Below are 25,287 nucleotides of genomic sequence, written 5' to 3' on the forward strand. Positions count from 1 at the left end.
TCGCTGACAGGGCAATTCTGCCGAAAGCATGGGGAAGCAGCTACTTTTTCAACAGAATCGGTCGGAGCCGGTCAGCGGCTGCCCCGGCTCGGTGTTCGCCGCCTGCAGTACCCGCGCGGGGTCGCCCAGCTGCCAGTGGCGCAGCAGGCGCATGGCCTCGGCGCCGAGCTTGAAGTAGCGGCCGCGCAGCGGGTCGGCGAGGGTCCATTGCGGTGCGCCGTCCAGCGCCGGCGCGGCACCGGAGAGCTGCAGGTCGGCGCGCAGGCCGGGCAGGCGCATCTACAGGCCCAACGTCTGGCGCAGCGCGGCCAGCGGCCGGCGCAGCAGGAACAGGGCCAGCGGCACCCGTTCGCCGTAGAGCTTGGCGGTGCCGCGCAGGCCGATGCGCGGCGGCGTCTCGGCGAACTCGGCGTCCAGCCGGTAGGCCAACTGGCCGCTGCTCAGCGATTGCGCCTCGTAGGCCAGGCGCTGCAGGCGCGCGTCGTGGCGGTGCAGCGGGTCGCTGTCGAGGAACAGGCCGACCTCCGCGCCGGGCTGGAAGTCCAGCGCGTCGGCCACGGCCAGGTCGATGCGCAGTTCGGCATGGTTCGGGTCGGCGATCTCCATCAGCCGCTCGCCGGTCTGCACCGGCCGGCCGATCCAGCGCTGGGCGTCGGCGAACACCGCGATGCCGTCGCGCTCGGCGCGTACCTCGGTGCGTGCCAGCAGTTCGCGGGCGTAGTCGCGCTCGGCGCGCTTCTGCTCCGCGCGGGCGGCGAACAGGTCGATGCGCGCGCTCGACTCGGCGTCGCTGAAGGCGCGCTGGGTGTTGGCCTTGAGTTCGGCCTCGGCCACCTGCAGGCTGCGTTCCGCCACGTCGGCCTGGGCGCGGATGGTGGTGGCGTCGAAGCGCAGCAGCACGTCGCCCTTGGCGACCGCCTGGTTGGGCTTGACCAGGAACTCGGCGATCACCCCGTCCACTGGCGCGGCGACCACCTGGCCGTCGCGCGGCACCACCTCGGCGGGCGCCAGCACCGATTGGCGCACCGGCACCAGCAGGAGCAGCAGCGCCGCCGCCGCGACCGCCAGGATGCGCCGCCGCGGCCAGCGCAGGCGCCAGGGCTTGCGCGGTTGCAGGGCGAGCCAGGCGTGGGCGTAGCAGTCGCCGAGCTGGGTCAGCAGGGCCTGCTCGGCGTCGCTCCAGGGCTGCTCGCGGGCGATCCACAGGCCGCCGAAGGGCTGCTGCTGGCGATCCAGCAGGGGCAGCCAGAACACCGAGCCGGCGGACAGCGCCTGCCAGTCGCCACGGGCCTGCTCGTTGAGCGACTCGGCGGCGATCACCTGGGGCTGGGCGGAGCGGCCTTGGTCGTGCAACTGCTGGACGGCGTTCTCGACGAAGGCGACGAAAGGGGAGTGGGGCTCGACGACGCTGATGCCGGTCAGCGACCGCACCCGCCCCGCGATGAGCAGGGCGGCATGGCGGAAGCCGAACAGGCCCTGGGCGTCGTTGACCAGGGCATAGGCCAGGCTGTCGATGTCCGCGGCGGCGCGGGCCTGGCGCTGCAGGGCCAGGAAGCGGGCGAACACCTGTTCGGCCAGGCCCGGCACCTGCGCGGTCATGGCGACTCCGGGAAGCGCGCGCTGCCGCTCATGCCGGCCAGCAGGCCGCTGGCGTTCTCGGGCAGGCTGCCGATCAGCAGCAGGGTCTGGCTGCCTTCGTCGATGCGTGCGCCCAGGCGCTTGACCTCGACCCGCAGGGGCTGGCCGGTCTCGTCGGGGACGAACTCGAAGTGCTCGCCGGGCTTGAGCCGGCCCAGCCAACTGGACGGGACCAGCAGGTGCACTTCGAGCGTGCGGTTGTCGACGATCTCCAGCAGCGGCGTGCCGCTGGCGACGCTCTCATGCGGCCGTACCCGGCGCTGCACCACGCGGCCGCTGAACGGCGCGGTGACGCTGCAGCGCTTGACCTGGACCTGGTAGACCTGGGATTCCGCCGCCGCCTGGGCCTGGCGCGCCTCGGCCAGCGCTACCTCGAAGCGGCCCACCGAGTTGAGCGCGGCCAGCTGCTTCTTGTTGCCCAGTTCTTCGCGGGCGGCCCGGGATGCGGCCTGGGCGGCGTTGAGCTGGGCCTGGTAGGCGCTGCAGTCGAAGCGCACCAGCACCTCGCCCTGCTTGAAGTCCTGGCCCTCGGCGAACGGCATGTCGACGATGCGCCCGGCCAGTTCGCTGGACAGCACCGCCTGGTCGCGGGCGCGCAGCACGCCGCGTGCCGAGCGCTCGCCGGCCTGCGGGGCGGCCGTGGGAGCGTCGAGGAGCGGGTCGTTTTCGGGCGAGGCGTGGATTGCCTGGGCGCAGAGCAGGCCCAGGATGATGCCGGTGCGGCACAGAGGGTGAGGCATGGTGGCAGTCCCTTGTTCTATGCCCGCAGTGTACGGAAGAAGCGGGGTGGCGCAAACGTCCCGTTAACGCTCCCCGGGAGGGCGCGCGGGTTGCACCCGCCCTACGATGGTCAGGGTGTGGTCTGTTCGCCGGACCACTGCTGCAGCGCCTTGACCCGGGCCTGACTGTCGGCCATGGGCTTGGCCAGGGATTCTTCGTAGAAGTCCAGCCAGCTGCGCGAGCCGGGCGTCATGCCGGCCAGTTCGCGCATACCGTTCTTCAAGGCGTTGAGGGTGTGCTGGTAGTTGTGTTCCTGGCCGATCAGGGTGCGCGCCACCATGCGCACGTTGTCCCGGTCCTGCCGGCGCGGCTCCGCGCCCTGTTCCGGCACCGCCTCGGCGGCGGAAGGCGCCACCTGCTGCTGGGCCTGCAGCAGGATGAGCTTCTGCTGGTCCTTGATCTGCTGCTGCAACGGCGCGATCTGCAGTTGCAGCGTGCCGATCTCCTTCTGCAGGGCCTCGACGCTGGCCATGCTCGCCATGGCCGCCTGTTCGTCCGCGTCGGCGCCGCCAGAGGAACCGAGCACGGCCACCAGCACCCAGGCGATGAGGTTGAACAGCAGGGCGCCGGCCAGGCCGAAGATCAGCAGGCGGTTGAGCCTGCCGGCTCTTTCCAGCTGCTCGATGCGCTGGTCGCTGGGGACGTCGGTGCCGGCGGTGTCGCTGTCTTCGTTCATGGTCGCCTGTCCTTGTTCTGTCATGGCGTTGTGCCATTATTGTCCGAGGCTGGGCTATTGCCTAGCCATGGGCTCTAGAGCGAGGCAATGATCCTGCCCAGCAGTTCCATCGCCCTCTCGCTTTGGGCATCCCAGGGATGCCCATGGTTCAGCCTGGCGCAATGGCGGAAGCCGCGGGTGGCGGAGAAGATCGGCCCGGGCGCCAGGCTGATGCCCTGGGCCAGCGCCAGCTGGAACAGTTGCAGCGAGTCCACCCGCTCGGGGAACTCGAACCACAGGAAGTAGCCGCCGCCGGGGCGGGTGACCCGGGTTTCCGCCGGGAAGTGGCGGGCGGCCGAGGCCAGCATGGCCGCCTGCTGGGTCTCCAGGGCGATGCGCAGCTTGCGCAGGTGGCGGTCGTAGCCGCCGTGCTGCAGGTAGTCGGCGATGGCGGCCTGGGCCGGCACCGAGGGCGAGATGGTGGTCATCAGCTTGAGCCGGCCGATCTGCTCGGCGAAGCGCCCGCCGGCCACCCAGCCGACCCGGTAGCCCGGCGCCAGGCTCTTGGAGAAGGAGCCGCAGTGCATCACCAGGCCGTCCCGGTCGAGGCTCTTCATCGGCCGGGGCGGGTTGGGTCCGTAGTACAGCTCGGCGTAGACGTCGTCCTCGATTAGCGGCACCTGGCGCTGCTGTAGCAGCGCGTACAGCGCCGCCTTCTTCACCTCCGAGAGGCTGGCGCCCATGGGGTTCTGCAGGCTGCTCATGAACCAGCAGGCCTTGATCGGCAGTTGCGCCAGGCGCTCGGCCAGCACGTCGAGGTCGATGCCCTCGCGCGGGTGGACCGGGATTTCCACTGCCTTCAGTTCTAGCCGCTCCAGCACCTGCAGGGTGGCGTAGAAGGCCGGCGACTCGATGGCGACCAGATCGCCGGGGCGGGTCACGGTCTGCAGGCAGAGGTTGAGGGCCTCCAGCGCGCCGTTGGTGATCACCAGCTCCTCCAGCGGCAGGCGCACGCCGGCGACCATGTAGCGCAGGGCGATCTGCCGGCGCAGGTCGGGGTTGCCGCTGGTCATGTCGGCGATCACCGCGTGGCCGGGCATGTCGCGCAGGGCGTGGGCCATGGAGCGGGCCAGGCGCGGCAGGGGGAACAGGTCCGGGCTGGGGAAGGCCGAGCCGAAGGGCACGGTGTGCGGGTCCTTCAGCGAGCCGAGCACGGAGAACACCAGCTCGCTGACGTCCACCTCGGTGCTGGCGGCGGTGGGCGCGCTGGTTTCCGGCTCGGCCAGCGGCTGGCGCGCCAGCGCGCGGACGAAGTAGCCGGAGCGGGCGCGGGCCTGGATCAGGCCACGGTCTTCCAGCAGGTAGTAGGCCTGGAACACGGTGGAGGGGCTGACCCCGTAGGTGCGGCTGGCGTGGCGCACCGAGGGCACCCGGTCGCCGGGGGCGAGCATGCCGCTGCGGATCAGCTCGGCGATCTGGTCGGCGAATCGCTCGTAGCGCTTCATCTTGTCCGTGACTGTGGCCAGGGTCGGGCCACAGTCTAAGGGCATCGGCGGCGCGGCGGCCATGCTCAGCGTCCGCGTGGCGCCAGGAAGGTGCTGGCCGAGACCTGGCGCTCGCCGGCATCGGCCTGGTTGACCACCTCGAACTCGACCGGCGCCGGGATGCTCGCCAGCGGCTCGCGCAGCAGGACGACGCTCACCGGCACCTCGAGGATCTCGCCGGCGGCCAGGGCCAGGTCGCCGGGGCCGCTCATGGCGAACGGCTGCCCCTCGACCAGGCCCAGGTAGTAGCGCTGCGGGTGCTGGGTCTTGTTGATCACCTTGAGGCGGTAGACGTTCTCGATCTGGCCGGCGGCGTTCTCGCGGTACATGCCGCGGTCCTTGGCCACGTCGAGGGAGACCAGCGAGCGCGCCTGCAGGGCCCAGGCGAAGGCACCGATCATCAGCACCAGCGCCGCCGCGTAACCCACCAGGCGCGGCCGCAGCAGGTGGCGCCGGCCGCCCTGCATCTCGCGCTCGGAGCCGTAGCGGATCAGGCCGCGGGCGTAGCCCATCTTGTCCATCACGCCGTCGCAGGCGTCGATGCAGGCGGCGCAGCCGATGCAGTCCACCTGCAGGCCGTCGCGGATGTCGATGCCGGTGGGACAGACCTGCACGCACAGGGTGCAGTCGATGCAGTCGCCCAGGCCCTGGGCCTTGTGGTCGCTTTCCTTCTTGCGCGGGCCGCGATGTTCGCCGCGGGTTGCGTCGTAGGAGACGATCAGGGTGTCCTTGTCGAACATCACGCCCTGGAAGCGCGCGTAGGGGCACATGTACACGCAGACCTTCTCGCGCAGCCAGCCGGCGTTGAGGTAGGTGGCGGTGGTGAAGAACAGCACCCAGAACAGCGCCGCGCCTTCCAGCTGGCCGCTGAACAGCTCCACCGCCAGCGGGCGGATCGGCGTGAAGTAGCCGACGAAGGTCAGCGCGGTCAGCAGGCTCACCGCCAGCCACAGGCCGTGCTTGGCGCCCCGGCGCAGCAGCTTGGCCGGGCCCCAGGGCGCGGCGTCCAGCTTGATGCGCTGGTTGCGCTCGCCCTCGGTGAGCTTTTCCACCCACATGAACACCCAGGTCCACACGCTCTGCGGGCAGCTGTAGCCGCACCAGACGCGGCCGGCGAACACGGTGATGGTGAACAGGCCGAAGGCGCAGATGATCAGCAGCGCCGAGAGCAGGATGAAGTCCTGCGGCCAGAAGGTGGCGCCGAAGATGTAGTAGCGGTGCTCGGCCAGGTTCCACAGCACCGCCTGGCGGCCTTCCCAGTTCAGCCAGGCGGTGCCGAAGAAGATCAGGAACAGCAGGCCGGCGCCGTACAGCCGCAGGTTGCGGAAGCGGCCGCTGAAGCTGCGGGTGTGGATCGGCCCGCCGGCCTGGGAAGGCGTCAGGCGGATGGGCTGGCGGGAGTCGATGGACTCGATGATCTGCGCCGGTATGCGCTCGCTCATGGTGGGCCTCTTCGGGCGGTAATCAGGCTGAGCGAACTGTGCGCGACGGGCTGTTTGGATAACAGACTCAGGTTTTCCAGGAAAAACCGTATCAGATGGCGCCCCGGCGGGGCGCCACGGGTGGTCAAGGCGTCATACGGAACACTTCGGGCGCCACCTTGCGGGTGATGGTGGCCTCGATCAGCAGGGTGCGGTGGGCCTTGAAGAACTCGGGGAACTGCGCCTTGGGAATGCGCAGACCCGCCACGCTGGTGCTGGGCACCGCCAGGTAGCCGACCGGGTGGTTCTTGCCCGGGTTGTAGGTCGGGCTGGCCAGCAGGCTGATGTACAGCTCCTGCATGGCGAAGTCGCGCTGGGCCTTGTCCAGTTCCTTGATGTTCAGGTACAGCGCGCGGAAGGCGGTGTTGTCCTTGTAGGGGTGGATGGAGTGGATGAATTTCTTGTACAGCCGTGCGTCGAGGCGGTCCTCCCCGCCCTGCTGGTAGAACTCGACGAAGTAGTCCTTCACCTCGTGGGCGAGGTCGTCGCTGAGGTGCACCACGGTGTTCTGGAAGGCGTCGCTGCGCTGCTGGATGTCCGGGTCGTGCTTGTCGATCTCCTTCTGCCAGGCAAAGGCGCCGTCGCCGTCCGGGTAGTCGCCGTCGTCCACCGTCAGGGCGCGCAAAATCAGTTGCCTGGTCAGCGGGTTGCCCGGCGTCTTGTTCAGGGTGATGGTGCTGTGGTTCTCCTTGGCGATCAGGCCGAAGGCGATCGCGCCGTTGCTGGGCGCGAGGACCGGTTCGCCGATGACCTTCTGTTCCTCGTCGAGCCGCACCTGCAGCCTGGCGCAGTTGAGGTTGGCGGTGCTGAAGTAGACCGTGCCGTCCGAGCCATCCGCGTCGACCAGCGCCCCGGTGAAGCCGCCGTAGCCCTTGTTGCCCACCAGCACCGTGGCGAGGATGCGGCCGCGGCCGTACCAGGGCGTGGCGGAGAACAGGTCGCGCTCGGCCAGGGCGCAGGTGTAGGGCGACGCCAGTTCCAGGCCCTTGAGGATGTGCGTGCCGGTCTGGAAGTCCGGCTCGTCCCAACCCTTGAAGGCGCGGCCGATGAAGCTGTGCCCCTTGTGCGCCAGCGGCGAGCCGAAGTTGGCCGGCGCCAGCATCAGGAAGCGCTTGATCGGCACCGTCGAGGGCTTGTGGAAGCGGGTCATCCAGTGGCGCACCACCAGGGCCCCGGTGCTGTGCACCACGATGTTCACCGAGCGCGGCGCGGTCGGCAGCCCGTGCTGCTTCCAGGCGTTCTGCATGGCCTCGGCCAGGTCGGCGAAGGTCACTTCGTTGTGCATGGACATCCAGTCGGCGAGCTTGATCACCACCGGCTTGACGGCGAGGTTGCTGGCGAGGAAGGCCTCCAGCTTGTGGAACGACGAGGCGTTGTCGCTCCAGCCATGGAGGATGACGAGGGGTTCCGGCATGTCGGGATGCTCCGGGCAGTGGGGAGAGTGCTGCGTACCGGGAGCGTGGCGGAAGGGGGACTGCACGGCAGTCTCGTCGCGATGGCCAGGTGACTCCCTGTCGTGGCGTTGCCGCTATGGAACGGCGCATAGCCCCGTACTTATAGATGTGGGAAGGGCGGCCGGCAAATGCGCAGGGCGGCGCGGCGCTGCCGTTGCGGTTGTCGTCCTGGCAGAAAGCCATCTATACCTGACTGACCGGCCCCGCACGGAGGGTGCGGGTCAGGAGAGTGCGACGCGATGAGTCAGGAGACCGGCGCCGGTGCGGCGCCCATCACTTCGCAACTGCTACGGCTGGTCTGGCCGTTCGTGGCGGTGGTGCTGCTGCAGGCGCTGCTGGCCTGCGGCAGCCTCTACCTGCACTCGGCGATGCGCAGCTACGTGGCCGGCGAGAGCCTGTGGTCCAAGGGCCTCAAGGACGGCATCTACTATCTGGGCCTGTACGCCAGTACCGGCGACGCCGAGTACCTGGCCGGCTACCGCGCGGCCATCGCCGTGCCGCTCGGCGATCACGCCTTCCGCGTCGCCCTGGACCGGCCCGACCCGGACCTGGCGGCGGCCCGCACCGGCATCCTGCAGGGCAGGAACCACCCGGACGACATCGCGGCGATGACCTGGCTGTTCCGCTACTTCCGCGACTACGGCTACATGCGCCGGGCCGTCGAGCAGTGGAAGGTGGGCGACGAGTACGTGTTGCGCCTCACCGCGCTGGCCGACGAGGTGGTGGCGGTGCGCCGGCGCGGCCAGCCCGACGCGGTGCAGGTGCTCGACTGGCGCACCCGCATCGAGGCGATCAACCGCGGCGCCACCCCGGCGGCGGAGGCCTTCTCGCGGATTCTCGGCGAGGCCTCGCGCGCAGTGGTGGTGGCGCTGCTGCTGGCCAACCTGCTCACCGGCACGCTGCTGATCAGCCTGGCCCTGCTGCGCACGCGCCGCCTGCTGATCCTGCGCGAGGAGGCCGACCGCGCGCTGGAGGCGGTCAAGCAGCGCGCGCAGACCATCCTCGCCTCCATCGGCGACGCGGTGATCAGCCTCGACCGCGACGGCCGTATCGCCTACATGAACGCCGCCGCCGAGCAGCTCACCGGCTGCGCCGTGGGCGAGGCCGAGGGCTCTCCGTTCGAGCGGCTGTTCTCCATCGTCGACGAGCACGCGGTGCCGGGCGAGCGCACGCCGCTGCAGCGCATCCTCGCCGGCGAGCCGGCGGCGGACGGCGACTTCGCCAAGCTGATGGTGCGCCCGGACGGCAGCAAGGTGGCGGTCAACCTGGTCGGCGCGCCGATCCGCGAGCGGGGCCTGGTCAGCGGCATGGTGATGGTGCTGCACGACATGACCCGCGAGCGCCAGTTCGTCGCCAGCCTCTCCTGGCAGGCCAGCCACGACGCGCTGACCGGCCTGGCCAACCGCCGCGAGTTCGAATACCGCCTGGCCCAGCTGCTGGCGCGCATGCTGCGCCAGCCGGGGCGCCACGCGCTGATGTTCATCGATCTGGACCAGTTCAAGCTGGTCAACGACACCTGCGGCCACGCCGCCGGCGACGAACTGCTGCGCCAGGTCTGCCAGCAGCTGCAGCAGCACCTGCGCGAGGGCGACACCCTGGCGCGCCTGGGTGGCGACGAGTTCGGCGTGATCCTCGAGAACTGCCCGCCGGACGCCGCCCTGCGGGTCGCCGAATCGCTGCGCCGGGCGGTGCAGGACCTGCGCTTCGCCTGGGGCGGGCGGCCATTCTCGGTCAGCGCCAGCATCGGCCTGGTGCAGGTGCCGCCGGGGCAGACCAGCCTGGCGGAACTGCTGCGCACCGCCGACGTGGCCTGCTACGCGGCCAAGGAGCGCGGTCGCAACCGGGTGTACGCCTCGCAGCCGGACGACTCCGAGCTGTCCCTGCGGGTCGGCGAGATGAGCTGGGTGCAGCGCATCCACGCGGCGCTGGCCGAGCAGCGCTTCCGCCTGTTCGGCCAGCCCATCGTGCCGCTGCAGGGTGGCGGGCACGGCGGTCATATGGAAATCCTCCTGCGCCTGCAGGACGAGGAGGGCGCGCTGGTCAGCCCGGCGGCGTTCATTCCGGCGGCCGAGCGCTACGGGCTGATGCCGCAGATCGACCGCTGGGTGGTGGCCGGCACCTTGGAGGCGATGGCGCGCTTCCACGCCGAGTACCCGCAGGCGCCGCTGCTGCACTGCGCCATCAACCTGTCCGGCGCCAGCATCGGCGACCACGAATTCCTCGCCTTCATCCGCGACTGCCTGGCCAGCCAGCCGGTGGCGCCGGAGAGCATCTGCTTCGAGATCACCGAGACCGCCGCCATCGCCAACCTGGCGGACGCCACCCACTTCATCGACGAACTGAAGGCGCTGGGCTGCCGCTTCTCGCTGGACGACTTCTGCGCCGGCATGTCCTCGTTCATGTACCTGCGCCACCTGCCGGTGGACTACCTGAAGATCGACGGCAGCTTCGTGCGCAACCTGCTCGACGACCCCATCGACCGGGCCATGGTGGAGATGATCAACCAGATCGGCCACGTCATGGGCAAGCGCACCATCGCCGAGTTCGTCGAGAACGGCGAAGTGCTCGAAGCCCTGCGCGCCATGGGCCTGGACTACGCCCAGGGCTACCACATCGGCAAGCCGCAGCCGCTCGGCGAACTGCTGACCTCGGCCTGGCCGCTGCCCGGACTGGCAGCCGTCTGAACCGCCCTGGCAAGAAATCGTTACGGCGTGGCGGGCGTGGGTGCCGCCATTCCACCCGGCTCGCGGGGTGTAAGGAAAACTTGCCGCGTGGAGCGGCGGGAGCGGGCGTCCCGGCCTTACGGGCACCTTGTCCGGGCCCGGCCCAGGGGTTGTGATGAAGGCAGTCCAACGCGCCGCCGACCGAGGCGGACGCTTGCCCCACAACAACAATCAAGGAGGCCGGATGAACGCCGTGGCCAAGATCGAACAGCACAACCCCATCGGAACCGACGGTTTCGAATTCGTCGAATTCACCGCGCCCAACGCCGAGGGCATCGAGCAGCTGCGCCAGCTGTTCACCGCCATGGGCTTCACCGAAACGGCCAAACACCGCTCCAAGCAGGTGTGGCTGTTCCAGCAGAACGACATCAACTTCGTCCTCAACGGCAGCCCCACCGGCCACGTCCGCGCCTTCGGCGAGAAGCACGGACCGAGCGCCTGCGCCATGGCCTTCCGGGTGAAGAACGCGGCCCAGGCCGCCGCCTACGTGAAAGAGCAGGGCGCCACCCTGGTCGGCAGCCACGCCAACTTCGGCGAGCTGAACATCCCCTGCGTGGAAGGCATCGGCGGCTCGCTGCTGTACCTGGTCGACCGCTACGGCGACAAGACCATCTACGACGTGGACTTCGAGTACATCGAGGGCCGCAAGCCGGGCGACAACGCCGTCGGCCTGCAGCAGATCGACCACCTGACCCACAACGTCAAGCGCGGGCAGATGGACGTCTGGTCCGGCTTCTACGAGCGCATCGCCAACTTCCGCGAAATCCGCTACTTCGACATCGAGGGCAAGCTCACCGGCCTGTTCTCCCGCGCGATGACCGCGCCGTGCGGCAAGATCCGCATCCCGATCAACGAGTCGGCCGACGACAAGTCACAGATCGAGGAATTCATCCGCGAATACCACGGCGAGGGCATCCAGCACATCGCCATGAGCACCGACGACATCTACGAGACGGTGCGTCAGTTGCGCGCCAACGGCGTGGACTTCATGACTACCCCGGACACTTACTACGAGAAGGTCGACCAGCGCGTGGCCGGCCATGGCGAGCCGCTGGACCAGCTACGTGAACTCAACCTGCTGATCGACGGCGCACCCGGCGACGACGGCATCCTGCTGCAGATCTTCACCAACACGGTGATCGGTCCGATCTTCTTCGAGATCATCCAGCGCAAGGGCAACCAGGGCTTCGGCGAAGGCAACTTCAAGGCGCTGTTCGAATCCATCGAGGAAGACCAGCTGCGCCGTGGCGTGATCAAGGCCGACGAATGATGAGCACTGTCCGTAGGGTGCGCTGTGCGCACCAGCAATTCCTCGTTACGTGGTGCACACAGCCTGGGCGGCCCTGCAACATCCTGCAGGGAGCCTGCCCATGAGCCGCAAATGGATCAGCTTCCCCCTGCGCGAGGGCGAGCACTCGCGCCAGGCCCATTGCGACTTTCCCGCGGATACCTACGAGCGGGAAATGGGTCGCGAGGGCTTCTTCGGCCCGGTGACCCACCTGCACCACAAACACCCGCCCACCGGCTGGGTCGACTGGCAAGGGCCGTTGCGCCCGCATGCCTTCAACTTCAACAAGATTTCCAGCGAGCGCGACTGCCCGCTGGAGGCGCCGCTGACCCTGCACAACGCCGACGTCAAGCTGCGCGTGTGGAAGACCCACGGCGCCATGCGCCACCTGGTGCGTAACGGCGACGGCGACGAACTGCTGTTCGTCCACGACGGGGCGGGGCACTTCTATTGCGACTTCGGCCACCTGGAATACCGCGACGGCGACTATCTGGTGATTCCGCGTGGCACCGCCTGGCGTATCGAACCGAGCGCGCCCAGCCACTTCCTGCTGATCGAGAACACCGACGGCGCCTACCAGTTGCCGGACAAGGGCCTGCTCGGCCCGCAGGCGATCTTCGACCCGGCGGTACTCGACCACCCGCGTCTCGACGACGCCTTCAAGGCCCAGCAGGACGAGAGCACCTGGCAGATCCGCATCAAGCGGCGCAACCAGATCAGCACCGTAACCTACCCGTTCAACCCGCTGGACGCGGTGGGCTGGCACGGCGACAACACCGTGGTGCGGCTCAACTGGCGCGACATTCGTCCGCTGATGAGCCACCGCTACCACCTGCCGCCGTCGGCCCACACCACCTTCGTCGCCAACGGCTTCGTGGTCTGCACCTTCACACCGCGACCGGTGGAATCCGATCCGGGCGCGCTCAAGGTGCCGTTCTTCCACAACAACGACGACTATGACGAAGTGCTGTTCTACCACCGGGGCAACTTCTTCAGCCGCGACAACATCGAGGCCGGCATGGTCACGCTGCACCCCTGCGGCTTCCCCCACGGCCCGCACCCCAAGGCGCTGAAGAAGGCCCAGGAAGACCCGGCCACCTTCGCCGAGGAGGTGGCGGTGATGATCGACACCCGCCGTGCCCTGGAAGTGGCCGAGGCCGCCGTCGCCGTGGATGTCCCCGAATATGTGAACTCCTGGCGCGCGCCGGGCACACAGAGTTAGGACATACACCGATAGCTCCCTCTCCCTCCGGGAGAGGGCTGGGGTGAGGGTGTGACTGGCAGCTCGGAGCCGCCTGGGAACCCCTCATCCTACGCGGCCCGCCCCGATCCCTCTCCCAATAGGAGAGGGGAGAACCAACCAATTCGAGGTAACTCATGAAACTCGCATCACTGAACCTGGGCCGCGACGGCGAACTGGTGGTCGTCTCCCGCGACCTGTCCCGCGCCGTCAAGGTGCCGCAGATCGCCGCCACCCTGCAGGCCGCGCTGGACGACTGGGAGGTCAAGCGCCCGCTGCTGGAGTCGGTGTACCAGCGCCTCAACGACGGGCTGATCGACGAGGCCTTCTTCTTCGACCAGGCCGACTGCCACAGCCCGTTGCCACGCGCCTACCACTGGGCCGACGGCAGCGCCTACGTCAACCACGTGGAACTGGTGCGCAAGGCGCGCGGCGCGGAAATGCCCGAGTCGTTCTGGCACGACCCGCTGATGTACCAGGGCGGAGCGGACAGCTTCATCCCGCCGCACGCCCCGATCCAGATGGCTGACGAGGCCTGGGGCATCGACCTGGAAGCGGAGATCGCGGTGATCACCGACGACGTGCCCATGGGCGCCACGGCGGCGGAAGCGGCCGGCCACATCCAGTTGCTGATGCTGGTCAACGACGTGTCCCTGCGCAACCTGATCCCGGGCGAACTGGCCAAGGGCTTTGGCTTCTACCAGAGCAAGCCGTCGTCGAGCTTCTCGCCGGTGGCACTGACACCGGACGAACTGGGCGAGGCCTGGAAGGACGGCAAGGTCCATCGTCCGCTGATCTCGCACATCAACGGCGCGCTGTTCGGCCGCCCGGATGCCGGCGTGGACATGACCTTCAACTTCCCCACCCTGGTGGCCCACGCCGCCAGGACCCGCCCGCTGGGCGCCGGCACCATCATCGGCTCGGGCACCGTGTCCAACTACGACCGCAGCGCCGGCTCCTCCTGCCTGGCGGAAAAGCGCATGCTGGAAATCGTCGAGCACGGCGAGGCCAGGACCCCGTTCCTCAAGTTCGGCGACCGGGTGCGCATCGAGATGCTCGACACCGCCGGCCAGAGCCTGTTCGGCGCCATCGACCAGGTGGTGGAGCGGTATGAGCAGTGAGCTGACGCTCTACTCCTACTGGCGCTCCAGCGCCGCCTACCGGGTGCGCATCGCCCTGGGCCTCAAGGGCCTGGCCTACCGCCAGGTGCCGGTGCACCTGGTCAAGGACGGCGGCCAGCAGCACGCCGCCGAATACCGCGCGCTCAACCCGCAGGAGCTGGTGCCGCTGCTGGTGGACGACGCCAACGGCGGGGTGCGTATCGCCCAGTCACTGGCCATCCTCGAATACCTGGACGAAGTCTTCCCGGTGCCGGCGCTGCTGCCTGGCGATCCGGCCCAGCGCGCCCAGGTACGCGCCCTGGCCCTGCACATCGCCTGCGATATCCATCCGCTGAACAACCTGCGGGTGCTGCAGTACCTCAGCGCCGAGCTGGGCGTCGACGACGAGGAGAAGAATGCCTGGTACCGGCATTGGGTGGAGAAGGGGTTGGCGGCGGTGGAGCAGGGGCTGAGTGTGTTCGAGGGCAGGCTGTCACTGGGGGAGCGTCTGGGCTATCTGGAAGCCTGCGTGATTCCGCAGTTGTATAACGCCCGGCGGTTTGCTTGCTCGCTGGATGCCTTTCCGAGGCTGCTGGAGATGGAGGACCGTTGCCTGGTGTTGGATGCTTTTAAGGCCGCAGAGCCGGAGGCGCAGCTTGATGCGGTGGTCTGAAGTTTGCACAGCAAAAAGTGCCCAGCGATACCGGGTATTTTTATGTGAGTAATAGATAGGCGACAGGTAGTGGCTAAGAGAGATTAATTATGACTAGCAGTGTGTAGACTTTCCTTCATGACTTTCATGGCTAGTAAGACTCTCCCCTAGGAGAGCCAGCCGTAGTTCCTCTGTCATCATGCTCATGGAACTTTCAAGAAAAGATGAAATTCTCGCGCGTTCTGGCCAGCTATGTATGTGCATATCAAATATAAATTTTCTTGTTAATGGATCGCTGTCGTCTTTTTTAGCTCTCTCTAAAGCACTAGTTAGGTTAATGCGTCTTCCCTTGACTAGTGCCATTAAATGCTCGAATTCATCAATAGTTAAGAAATAAATATTTTCGTTGGGGATGTCAGTTGTGTTGTTATGAGTGGCTCGAATCTTACTCAGTTGTTCTTCTCCAATCGCTGCGCTCAATGAGCGCCCGTTCCCAATGTAGAGTTCCTTGTAAGTAACTACGATTAGATAGTTGTCGGGGCGAGATTTTATAATGGGATGTTTATCGTTAAGCAGGCGTAGGCGAGCGCAGGTTGCTAGTCCCTGCTCGAATGCTTTAATTAGCGAGGTCTGAGATGCACCACGTACTACATCCCGCCTGTGAGCAATTTGTCCTCGCTGTGCCATCTCTACGCCTTTGGCATCGATAAATATGTTTGCTTCACCATCGTTGATTAGAAAATCAACAACCTTTCCTTCGCCTGGAAGTGCTTTTATTAAGTCGGCCTCTATAGCAAACTGAATCTCTGCGTCTTTGATTATATTGCCCACATACCTTTCAAAAATAACTCCAAATGAATGGTTAAATCGTTGTAGGTCGAGCTGTTTCAATGTGTCATAAATGAAATGGCCCAAGGAACGTTGAAGGATTTGAGGGTAGATACACCAGTAGTCGTTTCTGACTCTGATTAAAGGGAATTTAATAAATGGCGTTTGCTGCAGATATTCTATAGGGTCTCTTGTGCTGGAGTCCGACTCACGGAGAGTTTCCGGTAGCTCGTATGCATTAATGGATGTCGCTCTGAGGAATGCATCAATCGCATAGGGGGGAATGAGGGGACTTAGCGTGAAAAGATAATCGCGATGTACGGAGAACCCACTTTTATTGAATCGGGCGACTAGGCAAAGCGCTAGAAGTAGAAAGTCTTTGATAGAGAGACCGTATTCTTGTTGGAAACTAGTCTGAAAGAAATGATTGCTTGGTACATGTGCAAATAGCGTATTTTGCCTAGCCAGCCATATAATTCCATGGTTGGTCTGGTACTGAAATTGCTGATAGGCCATAGCGCGCATGAATAAACTGACATCCTCATATTCGCTAGGAGTTCTGCTAAAATCTGATAGATTGTGAACTTTCTGTAGTAGGTGTTGGAGTTGTATTTTATTGATTGGTGGGCGCCCTGGAGCTATAGCCATGGCATCCATAAAAACCCACTTAATTAGCAGTAGCTGCAGCTAGGGGTGTTTTTTAATCTGGTCAAGTTTATTGGGGGTAGGCTCATACATCCACTCAAGACACCCTAAGAGAATGCTCATGGGGTCAAAATTTCGAAATGATTTCTGTATATTCAAGAATCGCAGATTAAATTGATCTTTGTGTGAGATTTGCTTCATTAGCTGGTCCGATTTTTTATTGTGCGATCATTTGAGAGTTGCATCGTCTAACTCTTTCAGATATCGCCGTTTATGTAAGTTCTCATACTCAATCCAACGGCAACTCCGTAGTCCTCTTCACCACGCTCATCGCGATATGCGAATGCGCCTCCAGCACATGCGGGCGTTGCAGCAGGTGGTCGCGCAGGAAGCGTTCGTAGTCGGCGATGTCCTTGGCCACCACCTTGAGCAGGTAGTCCGAGCCGCCGGCCATGGTGTGGCATTCCAGTACCTGGGGGTAGCCGACCACCGCCTGCTCGAATTCCTCCAGGTTGTTGCGGCCGTGGGCCGACAGCTTGATGTCGACGAACACTGTCATGCCCAGACCGAGTTTCTTCGGGTTGAGCAGGGCGACCTTGCGTTCGATCAGTCCCTCTTCCTGCATGCGGTGGATGCGGCGCCAGCAGGGCGATTGCGACAGTTCCACCTTCTCGGCGATCTCGGCGGCGGAGAGGTCGGCGTCGTGTTGCAGCAGGCGAAGAATGCGGCGGTCGATGGGACTCAGCTTTTCCTGCATGATTTTTTCTCTTTATTCGTCATGGAGGGTTCATTCATGCCGAGTATCCCGCTGAGTGCTCGAAAAAAGAAAGAAAAATCCAGAACTACTCGGTCATAGTCTTGCCCATACGACCCACCGCGGTGATCCCGCGTCAGGGTTCAACGGCGATGCTCAACAGGCACGTCTCGCTCACACAAGAATAAAAGGAGCGCCCCATGTCTCTGGCCGAAATCCGTCTGGACGACAAGTACCGTGTAGCCACTGGTCAGCTGTATCTCACCGGCACCCAGGCGCTGACCCGTCTGCCCATGCTGCAGAAGCAGCGCGACGCCGCCTTCGGCCTCAACACCGCCTGCTTCATTTCCGGGTACCGGGGCTCGCCCCTGGGCAACCTGGACAAGAGCCTGTGGGAAGCCAAGCAGTTCCTCCAGGAAAACCACATCCACTTCCAGCCCGGCGTCAACGAGGAGCTGGGCGCCACCGCCGTGTGGGGCAGCCAGCAGGCCAACCTGTTCCCCGGTGCGCGCTACGACGGCGTGTTCGCCATGTGGTACGGCAAGGGCCCGGGTGTCGACCGCTGCGGCGACGTGTTCAAGCACGGCAACTCGGCCGGTGTCGCGGAGAAGGGCGGCGTGCTGGTGCTGGCCGGCGACGACCACGGTTGCAAGTCCTCGACCATCGCTCACCAGAGCGAGCATGCCTTCATTGCCGCGTCGATGCCGGTGCTGAACCCGGCCAACGTCCAGGAAATCCTCGACTACGGCATCATCGGCTGGGAGCTGTCGCGCTACAGTGGCTGCTGGGTAGCGCTGAAGACCATCGCCGAGAACGTCGACTCTTCGGCCGTGGTGGACGTCGATCCGCTGCGCGTGCAGGTCAAACTACCGACCGACTTCCAGCTGCCGGAGGACGGCGTGCACATCCGCTGGCCGGACCCGCCCCTGGCCCAGGAAAAGCGCCTCAACCAGTACAAGATCTATGCCGCCCGGGCCTTCGCCCTGGCCAACAACCTCGATCAGATCAAGCTGGATTCTCCCAACCCGCGCCTGGGCATCATCACCACCGGCAAGTCCTACCTGGACGTGCGCCAGGCGCTGAACGACCTGGGCCTGGACGACGAGCTGTGCGCCAGGGTCGGCCTGCGTGTGCTGAAGATCGGCATGAGCTGGCCGCTGGAGCCGGTCTCCGTGCACCAGTTCGCCGAAGGCCTGGACGAGATCCTGGTGGTCGAGGAGAAGCGCAGCATCATCGAGGATCAGCTCACCGGCCAGCTGTACAACTGGCCGGTCGGCAAGCGCCCGCGGGTGGTCGGCGAGTTCGACGAGGAGGGCAACTCGCTGCTGCCCAACCTGGCCGAGCTGACCCCGGCGATGATCGCCCGGGTCATCGCCAAGCGCCTGGCGCCGATCTACACCAGCGCCACCATCGACGAGCGCCTGGCCTTCCTCGCCGCCAAGGAAGCCGCGCTGGCCGCGCCCAAGCACGACACCAAGCGCACCCCGCACTTCTGCTCCGGTTGCCCGCACAACAGCTCCACCCAGCTGCCGGAAGGCAGCCGCGCCCTCGGCGGCATCGGCTGCCACTACATGACCCAGTGGATGGACCGCAACACCGACACCTTCACCCAGATGGGCGGCGAGGGCGCCACCTGGATCGGCCAGGCGCCGTTCACCGACACCCCGCACGTGTTCCAGAACCTGGGCGACGGCACCTACTTCCACTCCGGCCAGCTGGCCCTGCGCGCATCCGTCGCGGCGGGCGTCAATATCACCTACAAGATCCTCTACAACGACGCGGTGGCGATGACCGGCGGCCAGCCCATCGACGGCGAGCTGCGCATCGACCAGCTCAGCCAGCAGGTCTACGCCGAGGGTGTGAAGCGCATCGCCCTGGTCTCGGACGAGCCGGACAAGTACCCGACCCGCGCCACCTTCGCGCCCATCGTCAGCTTCCACCACCGCCGCGAGCTGGACGCCGTGCAGCGCGAGCTGCGCGAGTTCAAGGGCGTGTCGGTGATCCTCTACGACCAGACCTGCGCCACCGAGAAGCGCCGCCGGCGCAAGCGCGGCAAGATGGTCGACCCGCAGAAGCGCGCCTTCATCAACCCGGCGGTGTGCGAGGGTTGTGGCGACTGCAGCGTGAAGTCCAACTGCCTCTCCGTGCTGCCGCTGGAGACCGAGCTGGGGCGCAAGCGCGAGATCGACCAGAACGCCTGCAACAAGGACTTCTCCTGCGTCGAAGGCTTCTGCCCGAGCTTCGTCACCGTGCACGGCGGCGCCCTGCGCAAGCCCGAGGCGCTGGGTGCCAAGGCGCTGTTCGTGGCCCTGCCGGAGCCGCGTCAGCCGGACCTGTCGCGGCCCTGGAACATCCTCCTGCCCGGCGTCGGCGGCAGCGGCGTGACCACCGTCGGCGCCCTGCTGGGCATGGCCGCGCACCTGGAGGGCAAGGGTTGCACCGTGCTCGACCAGGCCGGCCTGGCGCAGAAGTTCGGCCCGGTGATCAGCCATATCCGCATCGCCCGCAAACAGGACGATATCTACGCCGTGCGCATCGCCGCCGGCGAGACCGACCTGCTGCTGGCCTGCGACCTGGTGGTGGCGGCCGGCGAGGAATCGCTGGCCAAGCTCAACGACAAGATCGCCAACGCCGTGGTCAACAGCCATGAGGCGCCGACCGCCGAGTTCACCCGCAAGCCGGACGCCCAGGTGCCCGGCGCGTCCATGCGCGAGGCGCTGGTGGAAGCGGTGGGCGAGGGCAAGACCCACTTCGTCGACGCCACCCGCCTGGCCACCGCGCTGCTCGGCGACACCATCGCCAGCAACCTGTTCATGCTCGGCTATGCGTACCAGAAGGGTCTGGTGCCGGTGTCCGCCGAGGCCATCGACAAGGCCATCGAACTCAACGGCGTCGCCATCAAGCTCAACCAGCAGGCGTTCCTCTGGGGCCGCCGCGCCGCCCATGACCTGGCGGCGGTGGAGCAGCTGGCCAAGCCGAAGAGCCCGGAAGCGCCGCGCTGCGAGAGTCTCGAGGAGATCGTCGCCGACCGCATGGCCCGCCTCACCGCCTACCAGGACGTCGCCTACGCCCAGCGCTACCAGGCCCTGGTGGAGCGTGTGCGCCAGGCCGACGGCACCGACCAGGCCCTGAGCCGCGCGGTGGCGCGCTACTACTTCAAGCTGCTGGCGTACAAGGACGAGTACGAGGTGGCGCGGCTATACAGCGAGCCGGCCTTCCGCCAGCGCCTGGAAGCGCAGTTCGAGGGCGACTACCGCCTGCAGTTCCACCTGGCGCCGAGCTGGCTGGCCAAGCCCGACCCGCGCACCGGCGCGCCGGTCAAGCGCGCCTTCGGCCCCTGGATGCTCAAGGCCTTCGCCGTGCTGGCGCGCTTCAGGTTCCTCCGCGGCAGTGTGCTTGACCCGTTCGGCCACAGCGCCGAGCGCCGGGTGGAGCGCGAGCTGATCGACGAGTACGAGGACCTGATCGAGCTGGTGCTCAAGGAACTGCGCCCGGACAACTACCGCACCGCGGTGGCTCTGGCCGAGCTGCCGGAGCAGATCCGCGGCTACGGCCACGTCAAGGAACAGGCCGTCGCCAAGGCCCGCGAGCAGGCCACCCAGCTCAAGGCCCGTCTGCTGCTCAGCGAGATTTCCGCCGTCCAGTTGTTCGAACCGGCCGCCTGAAGCCAATCAACCCGGAAGCCAGTTCCCCCTCTCCCTCCGGGAGAGGGGCCAGGGGTTAGGGTCTCCCAGGCACCTGGGACTCCCTCATCCGGCCTTCGGCCACCTTCTCCCAGGGGGAGAAGGCTATCCATGCCTACTCAACATCCAACAAGAACCGAGAGTACCCATGCCCGTCTTCACCCATATCGACTTCGACAACCACGAGCAGGTGGTCTTCGGCCACGACCAGGCCAGCGGCCTCAAGGCCATCATCGCCATCCACGACACCACCCTCGGCCCGGCCCTGGGCGGATGCCGCATGTGGAACTACGCCGACGACGATGAGGCGCTGCGCGACGTGCTGCGCCTGTCCCGCGGCATGACCTACAAGTCCGCGCTGGCGCGCCTGCCGCTGGGCGGCGGCAAGGCGGTGATCATCGGCGACCCGCGTCACGACAAGAGCGAGGCGCTGTTCCAGGCCATGGGCGACTTCGTCGACAGCCTGGGCGGGCGCTACATCACCGCCGCCGACTCCGGCACCGGGGTGGCCGAGATGCAGATCATGGCCGAGCGCACCCGCCACGTGGCGGGCGCCGGCCAGCGCGAGGCCTTCGGCGGCGGCACCCGCGACGGCGACCCGTCGCCGTCCACCGCCTACGGTGTGTTCGTCGGCATCCGCGCCGCCGTGCGCCATCGCCTCGGTCGCGGCGATCTCAAAGGGCTCAAGGTGGCGATCCAGGGCGTCGGCCAGGTCGGCTTCGGCCTGGCCAGGTATCTGAAGGACGCCGGCGCCGAGCTGTGGGTGACCGACATCCATGCGGCCAACCAGCGCCGCGCCGTGGACCAGCTGGATGCCCGCGCGGTGAGCCAGCAGGAAATCTTCGGCCTCGACGTGGACGTGTTCGCCCCCTGTGCCCTGGGCGCGATCATCAACCCGCAGACCCTGGAGGCGCTGCGCGCGCCGATCGTCGCCGGCGCCGCCAACAACCAGCTGGCCAGCCCGGAGCTGGCCGAGCAGCTGCGTCGCCGCGACTGCCTGTACGCGCCGGACTACGCGATCAATGCCGGCGGCATCATTGACGTGTGCTACGAGCGCACCGGCGGCAGCGCCGCTGAGCTGAAGGCGCACATCGAAGGCATCGAGTCGACCCTGGACGAGATCTTCGCCCGCTCCACGGCCGAAGGCGCCACCACCACGGCGGTGGCCGACCGGATGGCCCGCGAGCGCCTCGGCCGCTAGTGTCCGTTGATGTTTGCTTTAGCTATGTCCCCGTTGGTTGTTGCGCGCCTTGTGGGAGCGGATTTATCCGCGAATTTCGCGGCCAATCGGATGCCGCCCAGCCGCTCCCACAAGAGCAGAGTTGTGCCACCAACAAACGGGTACATAGCTTTTGCTTTACCTCACCCGGTTAGCACCAGGCGCGACGTGGGAGCGGTCTTGGCCGCGATGGTGGCAGGCGGCATAAGCGCTTCGCAGCCAATCGGAATGCCGCTCAGCCGCTCCCACGCCCGCGAAGCGTCAACCGGCCCCAGGCCCCGGGTGTATACTCGCCGCGCCCGAGGCCACGGCCGGCGGGCCGCGACCGGCGGATCACGAGTCCGCCGGCCCATTCTTCCAGACAGGTGAACCCATGCCTCGCACTTGCCTCTCTCTCCGCTCGACCTGGAGCGCTCGCTGATGTCCGAACATCTGCATACCGGCCCGCTCAAGCGCGGCCTGAAGAACCGTCATATCCAGTTGATCGCCCTCGGCGGCGCCATCGGCACCGGCCTGTTCCTCGGCTCGGCCGGGGTGATGCAGAGCGCCGGCCCGTCGATGATCCTCGGCTATGCCATCGGCGGCTTCATCGCCTTCCTGATCATGCGCCAGCTCGGCGAGATGATCGTCGAGGAGCCGGTCGCCGGCTCCTTCAGCCACTTCGCCCACAGCTACTGGGGGCCGTTCGCGGGCTTCCTGTCGGGCTGGAACTACTGGGTGCTCTACGTGCTGGTGGGCATGGCCGAGCTGACGGCGGTGGGCAAGTACGTGCAGTACTGGTATCCGGAAATCCCCACCTGGGCCACGGCGGCGGCGTTCTTCGTGCTGATCAACGCGATCAACCTGGTCAACGTCAAGGCTTTCGGCGAGACCGAGTTCTGGTTCGCCATCATCAAGGTGGTGGCGATCATCGGCATGATCCTGCTCGGCGGCTGGCTGCTGTTCAGCGGCGCCGGTGGCGAGCAGGCCAGCGTCAGCAACCTGTGGAGCCACGGCGGCTTCTTCCCCAACGGCGTGTCCGGCCTGGTGATGATGATGGCGATCATCATGTTCAGTTTCGGCGGCCTGGAGCTGGTGGGCATCACCGCCGCCGAGGCCGACCAGCCGAAGAAGGTGATTCCCAAGGCGATCAACCAGGTGGTCTGGCGCATCCTGATCTTCTACATCGGCGCGCTGACCATCCTGCTGTCCCTGCACCCCTGGGACGACCTGGTGAAGACCCTGACCTCTGGCGGCGACGCCTACGCCAGCAGCCCGTTCGTGCAGATCTTCTCGCTGATCGGCGAGGACACCGCCGCCCACGTGCTCAACTTCGTGGTGCTGACCGCCGCGCTGTCGGTCTACAACAGCGGCGTGTACTGCAACAGCCGCATGCTCTACGGCCTGGCCGAGCAGGGCGACGCGCCCAGGGCGCTGATGAAGGTCAACGCGCGCGGCGTGCCGGTGCTGGCCATCGCCCTGTCGGCGGCGGTGACCCTGCTCTGCGTGGTGGTCAACTACCTGGCGCCGAAGAGCGCGCTGGAGCTGCTGATGTCGCTGGTGGTGGCGTCCCTGGTGATCAACTGGGCGATGATCAGCCTGGCCCACCTGAAGTTCCGCAAGGCCATGGCCGCCAAGGGCGTGCAGCCGAGCTTCAAGGCCTTCTGGTTCCCCTTCGCCAACTACCTGTGCCTGGCCTTCGTGCTGTTCATCCTCGGCGTGATGCTGATGATCCCGGGCATCCAGGTGTCGGTGTACGCGATCCCGGTATGGCTGCTGCTGCTCTGGGTCTGCTGCCGCATCAAGCTGGCGGCCGGTACCGCGCCCGTCGCCAGCCAGGGCTGATCCTGGCGGCATGAAAAAAACCCGGCTTCGGCCGGGCTTTTTCTTGGCGGGCGTCTCCGCTCTGGAGCTGCGTAGGGCGGGTGAAACCCGCGTGCGGTGGCGCAGGGAAACGCGGGTTTCACCCGCCCTACTTCTATTCATCGGGTAGTACCGCTGTGGGCGATCCGACGTCAGGTCTGGAACTGCAGCACCGAGCCCTGCATGCTGCGCGCCACGCTGTCCAGGCGCTGCGCGGCGGTGGCCAGTTCGTCCACCGTCTGGCTGTTCTGCTGCGACATGCGGGCGATCTGCTCGACCCGCTGGGCTACCTCGCTGGAGGCCTTGCTCTGCTCGCCGATGGTGTGGGAAATCTCCTCCACCACCTCGGCCGCGCGCTGGGCGCCGCCGCGAATCTCGCTGATCGACTCGCCGGCCTGGCGTGCCAGGCCCACACCATCGTTCACCCGTGTCACCCCGGCCTGCATGCTACTCACCGCCTGAGCGGTGGTATTGCGGATGCGCTCGATCATGCCGCTGATCTCCTGGGTCGACTGCGCCGTGCGCGCCGCCAGGTTGCGCACCTCGTCGGCGACCACGGCGAAGCCGCGTCCGGCCTCGCCGGCGCGTGCCGCCTCGATGGCCGCGTTGAGCGCGAGCAGGTTGGTCTGCTCGGCGATGCCGTTGATCACCTGGATGATCGAGTGGATTTCCTCGGACGACTGGCCCAGCGCGGTGATGGTGCTGGACGATTCGTTGACCGCCTCGGCGATGCGGCTCATGCCGTCGACCACGCCGAGGATCACCTGGCCGCCACTGCTGGCCAGCTCCTCGGACTGGGACGAGATGGCCTGGGCGTTTCGCGCGTGGTCGGCGATCTGCGCGATGTTGTGGATCATCTGCTCCATGGCGGCGGCCATGCTGGTGGCGTTGTCCGATTCCTCGCGGGCGCTGTGGACGATGCTCTGCGAGGCGCCGCTGAGATGCTGCGCGGTGCTCTGCAGTTGCTCGCTGTCGCGGCGGATGGTCTCGATCATCTGGCGCAGGTTGTTCTGCATCTCGGCCAGGGACCGCTGCAGCTGGCCGGCTTCGTCGTCGCTGTCGATCTGGATGATGCTGCGCAGGTTGCCCTGGGCGATGGCGCGGGCCACGGCGATGGTCTTGCCGAGCGGGCGCAGCACCGCCTTCATCAGGTGGCTGGTGAGCAGGGCGAGCAGCAGGCACACCAGCAGGATGCCGCCGACCAGCAGCCAGGCGGCGTTGCGCGTGGCCGCCTGGCTGTCGGCGCGGACCTGGGCGGCGTGCTGCTCGATCAGTTCGCTGAGCGCCTCGTTCTTCTCTTCCAGCTCGGCGAAGCTCTGCTCGAAGGCCGGCATCTCGGCGCGCGCCGTCTGCGGGTCACCCAGGGCCAGACCGACGATGCGCTCGGCCTGGGCGATATAGGCGTTGAGCGCCGGTTGCGACTGGCCGATGGCCTGGCGGATGTCCTCGCTCAGCGGCAGCGCGGCGTTGGCCGCCATGGTGCGCTGGAACCACTGGCTGTGTTCGCGCAGGTCGGCGCGCACCTGTTCGGCCGCCGCCGGGTCGCCGGGCGGGGCGTAGAAGGCGGCCAGCACGTCGGCGCGCAGGGCGTCGTGCATCATGTCGCCTTCCAGGTGGTTGCGCAGGGCGCTGATGCTCAGCTCGCTGCTGGCCAGGACCTCCGCCAGGCGCATCTGCCCCCAGTAGCCGACGCCACCGAGCAGGGCGGCGGCGACCACACTGATGGCGCCGCAGGCGATCATTTTCTGGCGGATGTTCATG

Annotated in this window: 17 protein-coding genes and 1 pseudogene; 8 read left to right on the top strand and 10 right to left on the bottom strand. The window is 66.5% G+C overall.

Annotated elements, in window-relative coordinates; translation table 11 throughout:
- Nucleotides 1–63: 63 nt before the first annotated feature.
- The 7 genes and pseudogenes from N5D30_RS01455 to N5D30_RS01485 form a co-directional block, all read right to left on the bottom strand.
- Nucleotides 64–279, bottom strand: a pseudogene (locus N5D30_RS01455) (peptidase M50); the annotation flags it as partial.
- On the bottom strand, nt 280–1,599 hold the full coding sequence (locus N5D30_RS01460; RefSeq protein ID WP_220814276.1) for an HlyD family efflux transporter periplasmic adaptor subunit: 1,320 nt from the start codon (nt 1,597–1,599) through the stop codon (nt 280–282).
- Nucleotides 1,596–2,378, bottom strand: coding sequence for an efflux RND transporter periplasmic adaptor subunit (locus N5D30_RS01465; RefSeq protein WP_279907354.1), 783 nt, complete (start codon nt 2,376–2,378; stop codon nt 1,596–1,598). The genes N5D30_RS01460 and N5D30_RS01465 overlap by 4 nt, the downstream gene beginning before the upstream one ends.
- A 110-nt stretch (nt 2,379–2,488) precedes the next feature.
- On the bottom strand, nt 2,489–3,094 hold the full coding sequence (locus tag N5D30_RS01470) for a hypothetical protein (protein WP_279907355.1): 606 nt from the start codon (nt 3,092–3,094) through the stop codon (nt 2,489–2,491).
- 74 nt (nt 3,095–3,168) lie between these two features.
- The gene (gene mapR, locus N5D30_RS01475; protein ID WP_279907575.1) at nt 3,169–4,578 is read right to left on the bottom strand and encodes a GntR family transcriptional regulator MpaR; all 1,410 of its coding nucleotides are present in this window, start codon (nt 4,576–4,578) and stop codon (nt 3,169–3,171) included.
- A gap of 65 nt (nt 4,579–4,643) precedes the next feature.
- Complete coding sequence (gene ccoG, locus N5D30_RS01480; protein ID WP_279907356.1) at nt 4,644–6,059, bottom strand: cytochrome c oxidase accessory protein CcoG; 1,416 nt, start codon at nt 6,057–6,059, stop codon at nt 4,644–4,646.
- A gap of 124 nt (nt 6,060–6,183) precedes the next feature.
- A complete protein-coding gene (locus N5D30_RS01485) occupies nt 6,184–7,512 on the bottom strand; it encodes an alpha/beta hydrolase (protein ID WP_279907357.1) in 1,329 nt (442 codons plus the stop codon).
- A 279-nt stretch (nt 7,513–7,791) separates the two neighbouring features.
- Here N5D30_RS01485 and N5D30_RS01490 point away from each other — a divergent pair, with 279 nt between their 5' ends.
- The 5 genes from N5D30_RS01490 to maiA all read left to right on the top strand — a co-directional run bounded on the left by N5D30_RS01490 (nt 7,792) and on the right by maiA (nt 14,576).
- Nucleotides 7,792–10,236, top strand: coding sequence for an EAL domain-containing protein (locus tag N5D30_RS01490; protein ID WP_279907358.1), 2,445 nt, complete (start codon nt 7,792–7,794; stop codon nt 10,234–10,236).
- A gap of 223 nt (nt 10,237–10,459) precedes the next feature.
- Nucleotides 10,460–11,545: a 4-hydroxyphenylpyruvate dioxygenase gene (gene hppD, locus N5D30_RS01495; protein WP_279905257.1), complete on the top strand. Its 1,086-nt coding sequence runs from the start codon at nt 10,460–10,462 to the stop codon at nt 11,543–11,545.
- Between the two features lie 100 nt (nt 11,546–11,645).
- Complete coding sequence (locus tag N5D30_RS01500; protein ID WP_279907359.1) at nt 11,646–12,785, top strand: homogentisate 1,2-dioxygenase; 1,140 nt, start codon at nt 11,646–11,648, stop codon at nt 12,783–12,785.
- A 155-nt stretch (nt 12,786–12,940) separates the two neighbouring features.
- A complete protein-coding gene (locus tag N5D30_RS01505; protein ID WP_279907360.1) occupies nt 12,941–13,924 on the top strand; it encodes a fumarylacetoacetate hydrolase family protein in 984 nt (327 codons plus the stop codon).
- The gene (gene maiA, locus N5D30_RS01510) at nt 13,914–14,576 is read left to right on the top strand and encodes a maleylacetoacetate isomerase (protein ID WP_279907361.1); all 663 of its coding nucleotides are present in this window, start codon (nt 13,914–13,916) and stop codon (nt 14,574–14,576) included. The genes N5D30_RS01505 and maiA overlap by 11 nt, the downstream gene beginning before the upstream one ends.
- A 93-nt stretch (nt 14,577–14,669) precedes the next feature.
- On the opposite strand, the gene N5D30_RS01515 is transcribed toward maiA, so the two are convergent.
- On the bottom strand, nt 14,670–16,040 hold the full coding sequence (locus N5D30_RS01515; protein WP_279907362.1) for a hypothetical protein: 1,371 nt from the start codon (nt 16,038–16,040) through the stop codon (nt 14,670–14,672).
- Nucleotides 16,041–16,317: 277 nt separating this feature from the next.
- The gene (locus N5D30_RS01520; RefSeq protein ID WP_220814293.1) at nt 16,318–16,785 is read right to left on the bottom strand and encodes an Lrp/AsnC family transcriptional regulator; all 468 of its coding nucleotides are present in this window, start codon (nt 16,783–16,785) and stop codon (nt 16,318–16,320) included.
- Between the two features lie 197 nt (nt 16,786–16,982).
- On the opposite strand from N5D30_RS01520, the gene N5D30_RS01525 reads away from it, so the two are divergent.
- The 3 genes from N5D30_RS01525 (at nt 16,983) to N5D30_RS01535 (ending at nt 23,508) form a co-directional block, all read left to right on the top strand.
- Nucleotides 16,983–20,447 carry an indolepyruvate ferredoxin oxidoreductase family protein gene (locus tag N5D30_RS01525; protein WP_279907363.1) on the top strand — a complete coding sequence of 1,155 codons (3,465 nt, stop codon included), beginning with the start codon at nt 16,983–16,985 and terminating at the stop codon, nt 20,445–20,447.
- Nucleotides 20,448–20,613: 166 nt separating this feature from the next.
- A complete protein-coding gene (locus N5D30_RS01530) occupies nt 20,614–21,666 on the top strand; it encodes a Glu/Leu/Phe/Val dehydrogenase dimerization domain-containing protein (RefSeq protein WP_279907364.1) in 1,053 nt (350 codons plus the stop codon).
- Nucleotides 21,667–22,101: 435 nt separating this feature from the next.
- Nucleotides 22,102–23,508: an amino acid permease gene (locus tag N5D30_RS01535; protein WP_279907576.1), complete on the top strand. Its 1,407-nt coding sequence runs from the start codon at nt 22,102–22,104 to the stop codon at nt 23,506–23,508.
- A gap of 170 nt (nt 23,509–23,678) precedes the next feature.
- On the opposite strand, the gene N5D30_RS01540 is transcribed toward N5D30_RS01535, so the two are convergent.
- Nucleotides 23,679–25,286, bottom strand: coding sequence for a methyl-accepting chemotaxis protein (locus N5D30_RS01540; RefSeq protein WP_279907365.1), 1,608 nt, complete (start codon nt 25,284–25,286; stop codon nt 23,679–23,681).
- Between the last annotated feature and the right edge of the window lies 1 nt (nt 25,287).

It is taken from the genome of Pseudomonas sp. GD03875, from assembly GCF_029840585.1.
GTDB classification, from domain to species: Bacteria; Pseudomonadota; Gammaproteobacteria; order Pseudomonadales; family Pseudomonadaceae; genus Aquipseudomonas; species Aquipseudomonas paralcaligenes.

Bases quoted from the DNA above. Each gene is read 5' to 3' on its own strand.
- N5D30_RS01460 (WP_220814276.1), bottom strand. From the start codon at position 1,599: ATGACCGCGCAGGTGCCGGGCCTGGCCGAACAGGTGTTCGCCCGCTTC.
- N5D30_RS01465 (WP_279907354.1), bottom strand. From the start codon at position 2,378: ATGCCTCACCCTCTGTGCCGCACCGGCATCATCCTGGGCCTGCTCTGC.
- N5D30_RS01470 (WP_279907355.1), bottom strand. From the start codon at position 3,094: ATGAACGAAGACAGCGACACCGCCGGCACCGACGTCCCCAGCGACCAG.
- mapR (WP_279907575.1), bottom strand. From the start codon at position 4,578: ATGAAGCGCTACGAGCGATTCGCCGACCAGATCGCCGAGCTGATCCGC.
- ccoG (WP_279907356.1), bottom strand. From the start codon at position 6,059: ATGAGCGAGCGCATACCGGCGCAGATCATCGAGTCCATCGACTCCCGC.
- N5D30_RS01485 (WP_279907357.1), bottom strand. From the start codon at position 7,512: ATGCCGGAACCCCTCGTCATCCTCCATGGCTGGAGCGACAACGCCTCG.
- N5D30_RS01490 (WP_279907358.1), top strand. From the start codon at position 7,792: ATGAGTCAGGAGACCGGCGCCGGTGCGGCGCCCATCACTTCGCAACTG.
- hppD (WP_279905257.1), top strand. From the start codon at position 10,460: ATGAACGCCGTGGCCAAGATCGAACAGCACAACCCCATCGGAACCGAC.
- N5D30_RS01500 (WP_279907359.1), top strand. From the start codon at position 11,646: ATGAGCCGCAAATGGATCAGCTTCCCCCTGCGCGAGGGCGAGCACTCG.
- N5D30_RS01505 (WP_279907360.1), top strand. From the start codon at position 12,941: ATGAAACTCGCATCACTGAACCTGGGCCGCGACGGCGAACTGGTGGTC.
- maiA (WP_279907361.1), top strand. From the start codon at position 13,914: ATGAGCAGTGAGCTGACGCTCTACTCCTACTGGCGCTCCAGCGCCGCC.
- N5D30_RS01515 (WP_279907362.1), bottom strand. From the start codon at position 16,040: ATGGATGCCATGGCTATAGCTCCAGGGCGCCCACCAATCAATAAAATA.
- N5D30_RS01520 (WP_220814293.1), bottom strand. From the start codon at position 16,785: ATGCAGGAAAAGCTGAGTCCCATCGACCGCCGCATTCTTCGCCTGCTG.
- N5D30_RS01525 (WP_279907363.1), top strand. From the start codon at position 16,983: ATGTCTCTGGCCGAAATCCGTCTGGACGACAAGTACCGTGTAGCCACT.
- N5D30_RS01530 (WP_279907364.1), top strand. From the start codon at position 20,614: ATGCCCGTCTTCACCCATATCGACTTCGACAACCACGAGCAGGTGGTC.
- N5D30_RS01540 (WP_279907365.1), bottom strand. From the start codon at position 25,286: ATGAACATCCGCCAGAAAATGATCGCCTGCGGCGCCATCAGTGTGGTC.